Here is a 12873-nt window from a genome sequence, read left to right as displayed (position 1 = left end):
ATCTAAAAACGACTTATCAGCCATTTTTCAAAACCTGGAGTCATGAATTTGCTGCGCGGTTCGCTTCCTCCGATCTCCAGCCTTCTCCCCTTCGAGGCTGCCGCCCGTCATGAGAGCTTCACCCGCGCAGCAGAAGAGCTCGGCCTGACCCAGGCTGCTGTCAGCAAGCAGATCCGATTGTTGGAGAAAGACCTCGGCATCACTTTGTTTGAGCGACGCAATCGCGGTGTCTTCCTGACCGAAGAAGGGCGCCGGTTCGGGCAAACGGTCGGAACCAGCCTGAGCGACATTGCAGCCGAAACCGGACGCATTCGCGGTGTCGCAGCCAGCAATGAGGTCGTGCTTGTGTGCCAGCTCTGCGAAGCGTTCTACTGGTTGACGCCACGGCTGGCACGGTTTCACCATTTACACCCGGAGATTGAGGTCAATCTCGCCAGCTCGCTCGTGCCGTTGGCAACCTTTGAACGCCCCTTCGATCTGGCGATTCAGACGACAGGCAGGCAACAAGGGTCCTATCCGTTGCTCTTCACCGCCTCGGATGAAATCTTCCCAGTCTGCAGCCCGGACTACATCACCGAGACGCTTCGTCCCTTGCCAGCGGAAAGACTGCCGGATTACCGGCTTCTTTCGCATCGGGTCGTGCCGAAAAACTGGTTGGAATGGGAAGACTGGTTTCAGGCCACCGGCACGATCACCGAGACGCGACCAAAGACACGCAACTTCGACAGCTATCCCGTCGTCTTGCAGGCGGCAGCCTCCGGACAGGGCATAGCGCTCGGCTGGCGCCGAACAGTGGAATTCATGTTGGCAGACAATACACTCGTGCGCCCTTGCGAGGAGTACGTGCCGCGACCTACGGAGATATCGGTGTTCAGGAGCACGCAGCCCAGCTCTCGCCGCCCCGAGGTCACGGCGCTTCTGGAATGGCTGAGGGAAGAACTACGGGACTGACGGCCTCTTCAAGTCCAGCTAGGTTCGCGGTCGGTACTTGCCGGTCACCGGGTCTTGCACCAGAGCGACACCCTCAGCTGCCTTGCCAACCCGGTCGCCAGCGATGCCGTTGCGCATGGCCCCCAAGGTTTCCTCGGCTTCCGCCAGCTTCTTCTTTACGCGTTTAAACACCCAATAGCCGCCCACGGCCAAGGCGGCAAAGCCGATCAATTCCGTCATGCTGATCTGTCTCCCGATCTGGGCGGCCCGCATTTGAACGGCTTTGCCCCACGCATCCCATCACAACCAGCTGCCCCGGCAAACGCCGGGAGCCGGTCTACATCATCCTCAAAGCCCGTAGCGGGCCCACAGACTGCGTTCTTCAACAGCCGCAAGACTGGCGCCTACAACGCCTGCCCCTATGTCCTGACCCAATGCTGAAACATCATTATGGCCAGACAAAGCCGAAACACCAACGCCCGACGTACGCCGACCAAACAGGCCACGCGGCGGTGATATGAGCTTGGCTTCGGCTTTGGCACCATAGCGTTCCTTCAGCACTTCACGCAGATCGCCGATGCCGTCGACAAGCCCGAGATCCCGCGCCGCCCGCCCGGTCCAGAACCGACCGGTAAACAGGCTCGGATCGTCTGCCAATACATCGCCGCGACGTTCCTTCACCAAATCTCTGAAGACCTCATGGATCTCCAGCTGCAAGGATTTGAGGTAGGCTATGTCATCTGGCTTTTCCGGCTGGAAAGGATCGAGGATCGCCTTGTTTTCCCCTGCCGTATAGACGCGGCGCTCGATACCGGCCTTTTTCAGCAGCTCCGGGAAACCGAAGCCTGCGGAGACAACGCCGATTGAGCCGACAATCGAGGAAGGGTCAACGAAGATTTCGTCGCCTGCCACCGCAATCATATAGCCGCCGCTTGCGGCTACATCTTCGACGAAGACTAGGACGTCCTTCTCTTTCTCCTTTGCCAGATCGCGGATCCGCTTGAAAATCAGTCGGGACTGCACCGGGGAGCCCCCAGGAGAATTAACGATGAGTGCCACGGCCGGAGCAGCCTTCATCGAGAACGCCCGGTCAAGCGATTGGGCGACCGATGCCAGATTCAATCCCTGTCGCATGGGACCGGAGGACATGCCAATGGCGCCCTGCAGGCGAACGACAGGTATCGACAACGTGTCCTTGCGAAATTTCTTCGGGATAATTTTCTGGATCTGCTTAAGCACGGACGTCCCTTCCTTTCATGATAACGCCTCATATAGGGATGCAGATAGGCGCCGATAAGATGGTACTTTACGGAGAAATCTGGGGGAGCGGCTGAAGCGACGGCTGGAGACGACATTCAGACACACAAGACCATGGTCCTGCGTGCAGCCTATCTGGAGCCGAAAGCACCACCGCGCACACGGCGCTTGCGGGCAGCGTTGTCGCCGTCCGGATTGGCGGTCCCGCCCAAACGTCTGCTGCCATCGGCGGAACTGCGCATTCTGCTCACATCCTGACTGGACGAGAACTGCCACAGGAGCTGAATGCCGGCATAGCCATCACGACACCAGACGATCTTGCCATCGACAGGCAAGCCAAGCCCACGGATCTGCAGGCTGATGTCTTTTGGCAGAGCTTCGAGACATGGCCCCTCCAGACGGCATCCGGAGCGGCTGGCATCGACAATGCGGCAATGCATGGAGATTGTGCGGTCACGGTCATAGACCTGCACGGGAATGGTTACTTCCCGACGCTTTTCCTGACGTTTTTCACCTTGAGGAGACTCTTCGAAAAGGAAGGTAACATCGGCCTGGTTGGGAGCAATCGAGGTGATCTTGCCGCGGAGCATCTTGTCCAGGCCATTGACCCGAAGACCGACGACTTCCCGCAGCTCGCAGACCTTATCCGACAGAATGCGACAACCGGCACGTCCGAAGTTGGACGCCGACGCTTCGATGCACGTCAGCGTTTCCAGGTCCACAACGAACACTGGCAGAACAGCAGATGCCGGTATATCGGATGCTAAAGCGGTCAAGTGTTCCCCTACCCCCAACTCACGAAGGTCCACTGGTAGATATACGGATGCAAATCAAAACATCCTGTTAATTTTTACTATAAACTTTTTCACATTGTGCATTTTTTGCAAAAAAGCATGTACTCATCAGCTCAAGAGAAAGCTTACTCTTGGTGCTTTCCTGTATTGATGGAACCTACTCAGGGGAGTGAGACAGTCTATGCCGTATCGCCATAAAATCTTTCCATGCAAATCGCTTCTCGATAGGACTCTTTAACAGGTAGGCCGGGTCGTATGTCGCGATACATGCAATATCGCGCCCCGCAACTGGGTAAGTCATCCAGTTTCCACGCAACTTGCGAATTCCATCCGTGGCCCCCATCAGCGTTTTGGCGGAAGCTGCCCCGAGCAGCACAAGAACTTCCGGAGCAGCAAGTTCTATCTGACGAACGACGAACGGCTTGCAAAGTTCCGTCTCCTGCTGCGTCGGCGTGCGGTCCCCAGGCGGGCGCCACGGCACGACGTTGCCGATATAGGCAGAGGACCGGTCAAGACCGATGGCCCGCAACATCTGATCAAGCAACTGGCCGGATCGTCCAACAAACGGCTTTCCCTGCTGATCCTCTTCGCGACCCGGAGCATCGCCAACCAGCATCACCTTCGCTTCCGGATTCCCATCGCAAAACACCAGATTCTTTGCCGTCAAACTCAGACTGCAGCCATTGAACTCGACAAGACGGCCTCGCAGCTCATCCAGATTGCGCGCCGACGCTGCCATATCGCGAGCCATCTGCACGGTTTGCGCTGTTGGCAAGCCCGGGGTCGAATTCGCGGGTTTGCCTTGCTGCGCAGCCACCGCCTCACCCTGCGGCGGAGAGCCAAGAGCCGCAGCTGAAGGGGAATGTAGTCCTGGCGAGGCCGGAACCGCTGCACTGGCACCAGGCCGTTGGGCGCCGGCAGCTGGCCCTCCCGCGGAAGGTCGGGATTGCGGTTGGGTGCGAGCCGCATGTGCTTGTCGCTGCGCCGACGCCAGCTCCACAGACCGCGCCACCCAGTCGATCGGCGCATCACCAAGGAAACTGTCAATGCCGACTTCCAGATGGAATTCCAGCAAGGCTTCCAGTTCGCGCTGAATTTGGTGGTCAGTCTGCACGTCAGGCCTCTGAAGGAGAAGGAATTTGTGATGACCCTACCGAAGCTGCAGTTGAAACACAAAACCCTTCGCCCGCTCTCCCCGCATTCCCCGGCTTTCCACACCCTGCCCCCCTTTGTGGAACACTGTGAGTAGCGCTCCCGGAATACATTGGCGTTTTACGGCAACCACTATATATTCCGCTTACGTAAACGTTAGATAACAGGCCTGCTGGGACGAATATGTTTCCAAATCGGCGCTTGCCCGGCGGCGTCCACAGGGATTTTATAAGAAAGCGGGATCCGACCGCATATAGGCTTTTGTTTGCAACGCGGAAACGCTGCATAAAGGGCTCTTATCCGGTCGGACGCACATGAGGGAGACAGACATGGCGGAACAGGACGAGCTTGGCCCACGCGAGAGCATGGACGTCGATGTCGTCATCGTGGGCGCGGGTCCTGCTGGATTGGCCGCAGCCATTCGGTTGAAGCAGATTGCCAATGACAAGGGAGAGGAAATCTCTGTTGTCGTCCTGGAGAAGGGATCGGAAGTCGGGGCGCATATTCTGTCCGGTGCGGTGATTGATCCGATTGCGCTGGATGAGCTGCTGCCTGAGTGGCGTGAAGACGCGAACGCGCCGCTCAAGACAGCTGTGACCGATGATCAGTTTCTGCTGCTCGGCCCGGCCGGATCCATACGTCTGCCAAACATTCTCATGCCCAAGCTGATGGGCAACCACGGCAACTACATCGCCTCGCTTGGCAATGTCTGCCGCTGGCTCGCCGAAAAGGCCGAGGCGCTCGGCGTCGAGATCTACCCAGGCTTTGCAGCTGCCGAAGTGCTTTACGACGACCAGGGACGTGTCGTCGGCGTCGCAACAGGCGACATGGGTATTGGCCGTGACGGCAAGCCCAACGCCATGTTCACGCGTGGCATGGAGCTGCGCGGCAAATACGTGCTGATCGGAGAAGGCGTACGCGGGTCGCTTGCCAAGGAACTGATCACGAAATTCGATCTGGCGAAGGATTCCGACGTTCCCAAATTCGGCCTCGGCATCAAGGAACTCTGGCAGGTCGCCCCGGAAAAGCACAAGTCCGGGCTGGTCCAGCACTCCTTCGGCTGGCCACTCGACGGAAAAACCGGCGGCGGCTCTTTCCTGTATCACCTGGAAGACAACCAGGTTGCGGTCGGCTTCGTTCTTCACCTGAATTACAAGAACCCGTATCTGTCACCATTCGACGAATTCCAACGGTTCAAGACCCATCCTGCCATTCGCCCGACGTTCGAAGGCGGCAAGCGCATTTCCTACGGCGCACGCGCGATCACCGAGGGGGGATATCAGTCTGTCCCCAAACTCTCGTTCCCAGGCGGGCTGCTGATCGGCTGCTCTGCTGGACTGGTCAACGTGCCGCGCATCAAGGGCTCTCACAACGCCATGCTGTCAGGCATGCTGGCAGCTGAACATGTGACGCGGGCTCTTGCCGCGGGCAAGGACAATGCAGAGCTGACGGAATTTGACACTGCCTGGCGTGAAAGCAAGATTGGCGAGGATCTGAAGAAGGTTCGCAATGTCAAACCACTCTGGTCGAAATTCGGGACCTTCGTCGGCATCGCGCTCGGTGGCCTCGACATGTGGACCAACGAGATCTTCGGCTTTTCGTTCTTTGGCACTCTCAGCCATGACAAGTCAGACGCGGCATCGCTGAAACCCGCCAAGGGCTGCAAGAAAATCACTTACCCGAAACCGGATGGAGAAGTTTCTTTCGACAAGCTTTCCTCCGTTTTCCTGTCCAACACAAACCATGAAGAAGATCAGCCGATCCATCTGAAGGTGAAGGACATGGAACTGCAGAAGACCTCGGAGCACGACGTCTATGCCGGTCCGTCTACACGTTACTGTCCTGCCGGTGTTTACGAGTGGGTGGAAGAAGGCGCAGAGGCGCCACGTTTCCAGATCAACTCGCAGAACTGCGTCCATTGCAAGACCTGCGACATCAAGGATCCAAACGGCAACATTGTCTGGACGGTTCCAGAAGGCTCCGGTGGTCCGAATTATCCAAATATGTGAGGCAACTCTCTCGCATTGGACAACAGCGCAAGCCGACCGGTCTCCGGTCGGCTTTTTTCATGCCCGCAAGATTAAGTGAAATCGTCTGTCACGAACAAACAAGGCGCTGGAAGGAAACCTTCCAGCGCCCGAGTTGCACAAGTGGGATCGATGGGGACCGCAGACCTGCCTTACGGAGATCTGCGACGCGGAGCCCGAATGCCTGCGCGCTGCTGCGGGTCTTAAGCCCGCTAAAAGCGCCCTGCACCAAGAGCCCCAGTGCCACTTGAGTCGTTTTGCGTTCTCACTCTCGTCCAGCTTTGCCGATCGTCGCAGGAGGAACGCGACGGCTCGACTTGTCATGACAGGCAGCAACGTTTGGGGCGTACCCGCAGACCCCGTTGCCGCGCATGACCGGCCCCCTTCTCCACATCACCTGCAGAAAAAGGATCCCCTGCTCCCCGTTTCCAGGGACGCCAGACCTTATGTTTTTTTAAGAACGCTGCGTCGCTCAAGGCAGATGAGCTTTTGGTCCAGAACACCCGGAAGACCAGGCATTGGAGGCTGGACTGTCAGGGATCCCCGACAAGCGTGTCTGCCTGCGCCGCAATGTGACGTATAGGTAACGGAGCCCCAGCCAAGTATCAAGTAATTTTTCAAGCGGTGAAAAATTCTTCAATACTAGAATTCCATTTTAAAATCAGATACTTAAGTATATTTTCAAACAGGCTGCATCTTTAAGCTCGGCTGACATGCATTAACCGCATGGCTCTAAAAGCCAAAAAGCCGCCCGGAATTTCTTCCAGGCGGCTTTTCATGACGATCAGTCGACCCATTCAGGTCGGGTTGTCATTCCGATCAAGCAGCTGCGCGTTCACGCCGAGGACGGCGGCGACGAGCATCCGGCTTCTGACCTTGGCTTTCACCAAAGGCCTTCTTCGGGCCGGAACTGCGGCCGCTCTTGTTCTGCTGACCCTTGTCGCCACCACTGGAGCGTTGCTGGCCGCGACCGTTGCCGCCGCCTGACCGACCGCCACCGCCGCCTTTGCGGCCACCACGGCTTGGCTTTTCAGCTGCGCTGTCCGGCGGAACGATACCGCTGGCAACCGGAATGGAAAGGCCGGTCAGTCGTTCGATCTGACGGAAATAACCAATTTCACCTGGTGCGCAGAGCGCGACTGCGTCGCCATCAGCACCCGCACGGGCCGTACGGCCGATCCGGTGAACATAAGCTTCCGGCACTTCCGGCATTTCGAAGTTGTAAACGTGGCTGACGCCCGGAATATCGATACCGCGTGCGGCAACGTCCGTGGCAACCAGGATTCGAACTTCCCCATCGCGCAGTGCCTTGATGGCCCGTTCGCGCTGGTTCTGGCTCTTGTTGCCATGGATCGATGCTGCCTTCAGGCCCGCCTGAACCATCTTGCGCATCAGCTTTTCCGCGCCATGCTTGGTGCGGCAGAAAACCAGCGACAGATCGTTCGGGTTCTCGGACAGCATGGTGATGACCGCGTCGGTCTTTGCGCCCTGATCCATGAAATGAACCGACTGAGTGATCTTGTCGGCGGTCTTGCCGACAGGAGCCACTTCAACCCGCAGCGGATCGCGCAGGTAGGTGCTGGCCAGTTCATTGATCTGCTTCGGCATGGTTGCCGAGAACAGCAGGGTCTGACGTTGTTTGGCGACCAGACCGGCGATGCGCCGCAGAGAGTGAATGAAGCCGAGATCAAGCATCTGATCCGCTTCGTCCAGAACCAGGAAGTTGGCCGTGTGCAGACGAACCGCATTGCGATCAACCAGATCAAGCAGACGGCCCGGTGTTGCCACCAGAATGTCCGTGCCGCGAGACATACGCTTCATCTGCGCATTGATCGACACGCCACCGACGACCGAAGTCACCCGGATCGGTGTCTTGCGAACATAAGAAACAAGTGTCTTGGCAATCTGGTTCACCAACTCGCGGGTCGGCGCCAGAATCAGCGCACGGGCGCCGCAAGGCTCCGGACGAACGTCCAGGTCAAGCAAACGCTGCACCAGCGGCAGGCCAAAAGCCGCCGTCTTGCCGGTACCGGTTTGAGCCAGACCCATCAGGTCGCGGCCTTCCAGTACCAGCGGAATGGCCTTTTCCTGAATGGGGGTCGGCGACTCGTAGCCGCTTTCGGCAACAGCGCTCAGAAGCACATCGGACAGGCCAAGTGATTTGAAGTCGGTCAAGTGTATACCTTCAATTGGGTTTCCGGCCCTTGTATAGCCGGATATCCCGAACCGGACATAGGTCTGCGCGCGGCAAGCGCGCAGCAGACATCACCGGCGGCATCGCCCGGGGGAACCTGGTCAACAGCCCAAGGGCACGTCAACTCTTTCAGGCTCCTCGCGTGACCGGGAGTTCGGGACAGGCACAGTCTCCTGTGCTGAATAAATTGGAAATTTGCGGAAGCCGATAAAGAGAATCCCCGGAGGTATGCCTCATCACGATCATTACGCGAACTGCTCACGCGGCAGTCGAATGCCGCCTCGTATCTACGGTGTAGCGCCGGAAGTCAAGCTCTATGACGTTTTCACCGGAAGAGCGATGCACGGAGAGCCGCCCGACCGCCCACAATCGCGATAGAAAACGGCAAGCGATCAATTGTCATTTATTACAATAAATACACGTATTTAAATATTTTACTCTAGGTCTTATTATGAAACCATACACTTTTTATCCGTATATTTTCACCTCAATAAGTAGAGAAGAGAATGAAATTACCCCTCAATCTTCCAAAAATTGGACGACGAGCAACCCGCGATGCGGTTTTGGTGGCTGCCGGTACGCTCGTGGCCTGGATAATTGCGATCCTCACCGATGCCTTCGATATCATCATCAATTTTCTGGCTGCGCACGAAGAATGGGAGCTGGATGAAATCTTCCTGGCGGTTTTGTGTTCCGGCCTTGGCGGCTACATCTACTCCATTCGCCGCCTGAGCGATCTCCGAAGGGAAGTTGCCGCACGCGAAATCGCAGAGACAAGAGCCCAATGGAACGCCTATCACGACCATCAGACGCGGTTGCCCAACCGCCGGTTTCTTGACGATCGAGCCCCCCGGATCGTCGAAAACCAATACGGGCGAAAGGGTTTTTCAGTCCTGGCCATCAATCTGGATGACTTCAAGAAGGTCAATGACCTGGCCGGACAATGCGGCGGAGATGCCGTGCTGAAAGAAGTTGGCGCGCGGCTGACAGGATTGTTTCCCGCTGGTCTGGTGATCCAGCTGGGCGGTGACGAGTTTCTGGCCATCGACCGCGCGATGAAGCCGCTTGAGCTAAAAGCCATGGCACTGGAGGTGGTTCGTACCCTGACCACGCCAATGCTGTTTGAGAACGCTCAGCTGGAGGTCGGTGCCTGCGTCGGTTTTTCCGCAGCCCCCACGGACGGGGACAGCCTGCTCCAGCTTGCAAGTCACGCAGACATAGCCCTTTGCGTTGCCAAGCGAACTGGCCGCAACATGGTGCAAGGCTATGAGCCCTTTATGAAGAAGGCACTGGCCGAACGCGCCGATATCGAAAAACGCCTCCGGCTGGCGCTTACGGCCCGAGAGATTTCCCCCTACTACCAACCGCTGATCGATCTTCAGACCGGCGAAATCCGTGCTTTCGAGGCCTTGGCACGCTGGCGGGACCCGGACGACGGCTTCATCTCTCCCGATGTCTTCATTGCCATGGCCGAAGATATCGGGCTGATCATGGAGTTGACGAACCAACTGCTGACCCAGGCTTGTAGCGACGCTGCCTCCTGGCCGAAAAATATCCAGCTGGCCGTCAATCTGTCGCCAAAGATGATGGTCGATCGTTTGCTGGGCATCCGCATCATCCGCATCCTGGCACAGACCGGGCTAGCGCCTTTCCGACTAGAGATCGAAATCACGGAGAGCGCGCTGATCGCCGATATTGACCTCGCAAAAACCGTGATCAACGATTTGCGGACAGCAGGGATCAAAGTGGTCCTTGATGATTTCGGCACCGGCTACTCAAGCCTGTCGCAACTTTCCAACCTCTACTTTGACAAAATCAAGATCGACAAGAGCTTCGTCGCGACGTTCCAGTCCAACGACAAGCAGATGAATATCGTACGGACAGTCATTGCACTGGGCAAAGGGTTGGGCATCGCGATCACTGCGGAAGGCATCGAAAACGTTTCACAGATGGACGCCTTGAGACAACTTGGCTGCCGTTTTGGTCAGGGTTTCCTGATCGGCAAGGCGATCCCTTCGGAAGAGGTGCCGCAACTGCTCGAACATCAGTGTCCGCATCTCAAGCGTGAAGCAACCAGCATGCTCTGACGAATCCCGAGACACAAAAGCCCCCGGCAGTTTCCTGCCGAAGGCTTTGTCAAAGTGCGCATAAGGGCCTGACCGCCTAGGCCTCAACCCTTCTCGCTCCGCTCAATCAAGGCAGCGCCCGACCGCGGGTTTCAGCTTCCACACTTGCCAGCGCAGACATGTTCACCACACCACGCGACGTGACCGATGGGGTCAGGATATGAGCCGGTTTGGCCGTCCCGAGCATGATCGGTCCGACGTGCAGCGCAGATGTCGAGACCTTCAGCAGGTTGAGCGCGATATTGGCGGAATCCAGATTCGGGAACAACAACAGGTTCGCCTCCCCCGTTAGCTTGCTATCCGGCATGACACGGTTGCGCAGCTCTTCGTTCAAGGCAGAATCTCCGTGCATCTCACCGTCGACTTCCAGATCCGGTGCGCGCTCCCAGAGGATCTCAAGAGCTTCACGCATCTTCTTGGAAGACGCCGTTGCCCGGGATCCGAAGTTGGAGAACGACAGCATGGCCGCCTTCGGCGTAATGCCGAACCGTTGAATTTCCTCAGCAGCCAGCAGAGCCATATTGGCCAACTCTTCGGCGGTCGGGTTTTCCGAGACGAACGTATCGCTCAGGAAGATTGCCCCGCGTGAGTTGATCAGAAGCGACAAGGCAGACAGATCCTTCACGCCTTCGCGCAGGCCGATAATTTGGCGAATATCGCGCATGTGCTTGATAAAGCGGCCTTCGAGCCCGCAGATCAGCGCATCGGCATCGCCACGGCGAACGGCAAGCGCGGAAATCACGGTCTGATTGGTGCGCACCACTGTTCGCGCTGCGTCCGGCGGAACACCATCACGGCCGACGCAGGCAAAATACTCATCGACATAGTCGCGGTAACGCGGGTCATCCTGCGGGTTGATGAACTCGAAATCCTTGCCCGGTCGAATTTTCAGGCCGAACCGCTCGCAACGTGCCTGCAGCACATCCGGGCGACCGACAAGAATCGGCACGGCAACCCCGTCTTCCATCAAGACCTGAGCCGCCCGCAGCACGCGCTCGTCTTCTCCCTCCGCGTAGATGATCCGCTTCGGCGCCTGGGAGGCTGCCTGAATGATCGGCTTCATCACCAGACCAGAGCGGAAGACGAACCGGTTGAGCACATCCAGATAGGCTGAGAAGTCTTCAATCGGACGGGTAGCAACACCGGTGTCCATTGCCGCCTTGGCAACAGCCGGCGCGATACGCAGAATCAACCGCTGATCGAAGGGAGACGGGATCAGATACTTCGGACCGAAGGTTTCAGTCGCCCCGCCATAAGCTCGCGCCGCTACGTCTGACGGCTCTTCCTTGGCCAATTCAGCAATGGCCTCGACGGCCGCATGCTTCATTTCCTCGTTGATCGTGGTTGCCCCGACATCGAGCGCGCCACGGAAGATATACGGGAAACAGAGAACGTTGTTGACCTGGTTCGGATAGTCAGACCGGCCTGTGCACATGACCACGTCAGGCCTCACAGCCAGCGCATCCTCGGGCATGATTTCCGGGCGCGGATTGGCCAGAGCAAGGATCAACGGGCCCTTGCCCATTTTGGCCACCATTTCCGGCTTCAGGACGCCAGCCGCAGACAGGCCGAGGAACACATCGGCGCCCTCAATGATTTCAGACAGGGTGCGCTTGTCGGTCTTCTGGGCGAATTTGTCTTTCCACTCGTCCATCAGGGCTTCACGCCCCTCGTAGACAACGCCTTCAATATCCGAGATCCAGATGTTCTCACGCTTGACGCCGAGCGAGACGAGCATGTTCAGACAGGCCAACGACGCTGCGCCGGCTCCCGATGCCACGACTTTCGCCTCGGACAGCTTCTTGCCAGCAAGCTCAAGTCCATTGCGAACAGCCGCACCGACGATAATCGCCGTGCCATGCTGGTCATCATGGAAGACCGGAATGTTCATCCGCTCGCGCAGCTTGGCTTCGATCTGGAAGCACTCCGGCGCCTTGATGTCTTCCAGGTTGATCCCGCCAAACGTCGGCTCAAGCACAGCAACCGCATCGACGAACCGGTCCACGTCCATTTCGTCGACTTCGATGTCGAACACATCGATCCCGGCGAACTTCTTGAACAGGACGGCCTTGCCTTCCATTACCGGCTTCGATGCCAGCGGGCCGATGGCACCGAGACCCAGAACAGCAGTGCCGTTGGAGATCACGCCGACCAGATTGCCGCGTGCAGTGTAATCGGCAGCCTTCGCAGGATCCTTGGCGATTTCCTCGCAAGGAGCCGCTACTCCGGGAGAATAGGCAAGCGCCAGATCGCGCTGGTTGCCCAGCGGCTTGGTCGCCTGAATCTCCAGCTTTCCGGGACGCGGGTACTGATGGTAGAAGAGAGCGGCTTCTGTGAGGTCGCTTCCGGAGGGCTTCTTATCGCTCATTGGGCCGAGTGCCTTGTTCTTCAGA

At 57.7% G+C, this 12873-nt stretch carries 9 protein-coding genes; 3 read left to right on the top strand and 6 right to left on the bottom strand.

Annotation, left to right across the window (positions count from 1 at the left end; all coding sequences use genetic code 11):
• Nucleotides 1-42 precede the first annotated feature (42 nt).
• The gene (locus tag J0X15_RS12030) at nt 43-951 is read left to right on the top strand and encodes a LysR substrate-binding domain-containing protein (RefSeq protein ID WP_206940961.1); all 909 of its coding nucleotides are present in this window, start codon (nt 43-45) and stop codon (nt 949-951) included.
• 18 nt (nt 952-969) lie between these two features.
• On the opposite strand, the gene J0X15_RS12025 is transcribed toward J0X15_RS12030, so the two are convergent.
• The 4 genes from J0X15_RS12025 to J0X15_RS12010 form a co-directional block, all read right to left on the bottom strand.
• On the bottom strand, nt 970-1170 hold the full coding sequence (locus tag J0X15_RS12025; protein ID WP_206940960.1) for a hypothetical protein: 201 nt from the start codon (nt 1168-1170) through the stop codon (nt 970-972).
• A gap of 108 nt (nt 1171-1278) precedes the next feature.
• Nucleotides 1279-2169: a S49 family peptidase gene (locus J0X15_RS12020; protein WP_206940959.1), complete on the bottom strand. Its 891-nt coding sequence runs from the start codon at nt 2167-2169 to the stop codon at nt 1279-1281.
• Between the two features lie 149 nt (nt 2170-2318).
• The gene (locus tag J0X15_RS12015; protein WP_206940958.1) at nt 2319-2963 is read right to left on the bottom strand and encodes a PilZ domain-containing protein; all 645 of its coding nucleotides are present in this window, start codon (nt 2961-2963) and stop codon (nt 2319-2321) included.
• 175 nt (nt 2964-3138) lie between these two features.
• Nucleotides 3139-4095: a uracil-DNA glycosylase gene (locus J0X15_RS12010; RefSeq protein ID WP_206940957.1), complete on the bottom strand. Its 957-nt coding sequence runs from the start codon at nt 4093-4095 to the stop codon at nt 3139-3141.
• A gap of 367 nt (nt 4096-4462) precedes the next feature.
• Between J0X15_RS12010 and J0X15_RS12005 the strand changes: the two genes are divergently transcribed.
• Complete coding sequence (locus J0X15_RS12005) at nt 4463-6142, top strand: electron transfer flavoprotein-ubiquinone oxidoreductase (RefSeq protein ID WP_206940956.1); 1680 nt, start codon at nt 4463-4465, stop codon at nt 6140-6142.
• 837 nt (nt 6143-6979) lie between these two features.
• Here the strand turns inward: J0X15_RS12005 and J0X15_RS12000 are convergent.
• Nucleotides 6980-8335 (bottom strand): DEAD/DEAH box helicase, encoded by a 1356-nt coding sequence (locus J0X15_RS12000; protein ID WP_206940955.1) that lies wholly within the window; start codon nt 8333-8335, stop codon nt 6980-6982.
• 525 nt (nt 8336-8860) lie between these two features.
• Here J0X15_RS12000 and J0X15_RS11995 point away from each other — a divergent pair.
• On the top strand, nt 8861-10441 hold the full coding sequence (locus J0X15_RS11995; RefSeq protein ID WP_206940953.1) for a putative bifunctional diguanylate cyclase/phosphodiesterase: 1581 nt from the start codon (nt 8861-8863) through the stop codon (nt 10439-10441).
• Nucleotides 10442-10547: 106 nt separating this feature from the next.
• Here the strand turns inward: J0X15_RS11995 and J0X15_RS11990 are convergent, their stop codons facing one another.
• Nucleotides 10548-12848 (bottom strand): NADP-dependent malic enzyme, encoded by a 2301-nt coding sequence (locus J0X15_RS11990; protein ID WP_206940951.1) that lies wholly within the window; start codon nt 12846-12848, stop codon nt 10548-10550.
• Nucleotides 12849-12873 lie beyond the last annotated feature (25 nt).

Origin of the sequence: Roseibium limicola (genome assembly GCF_017313085.1) — a bacterium.
Taxonomy (GTDB): Bacteria; Pseudomonadota; Alphaproteobacteria; order Rhizobiales; family Stappiaceae; genus Roseibium; species Roseibium limicola.
The sequence above is the reverse complement of the archived record's forward strand: the minus strand, read 5'-3'. Positions and strand labels throughout refer to the sequence as shown.

What these genes read in the sequence shown, in the direction of transcription:
- J0X15_RS12030 (WP_206940961.1), top strand. Translation starts at nt 43, where the DNA reads ATGAATTTGCTGCGCGGTTCGCTTCCTCCGATCTCCAGCCTTCTCCCC.
- J0X15_RS11990 (WP_206940951.1), bottom strand. Translation starts at nt 12,848, where the DNA reads ATGAGCGATAAGAAGCCCTCCGGAAGCGACCTCACAGAAGCCGCTCTC.
- J0X15_RS12025 (WP_206940960.1), bottom strand. Translation starts at nt 1,170, where the DNA reads ATGACGGAATTGATCGGCTTTGCCGCCTTGGCCGTGGGCGGCTATTGG.
- J0X15_RS11995 (WP_206940953.1), top strand. Translation starts at nt 8,861, where the DNA reads ATGAAATTACCCCTCAATCTTCCAAAAATTGGACGACGAGCAACCCGC.
- J0X15_RS12005 (WP_206940956.1), top strand. Translation starts at nt 4,463, where the DNA reads ATGGCGGAACAGGACGAGCTTGGCCCACGCGAGAGCATGGACGTCGAT.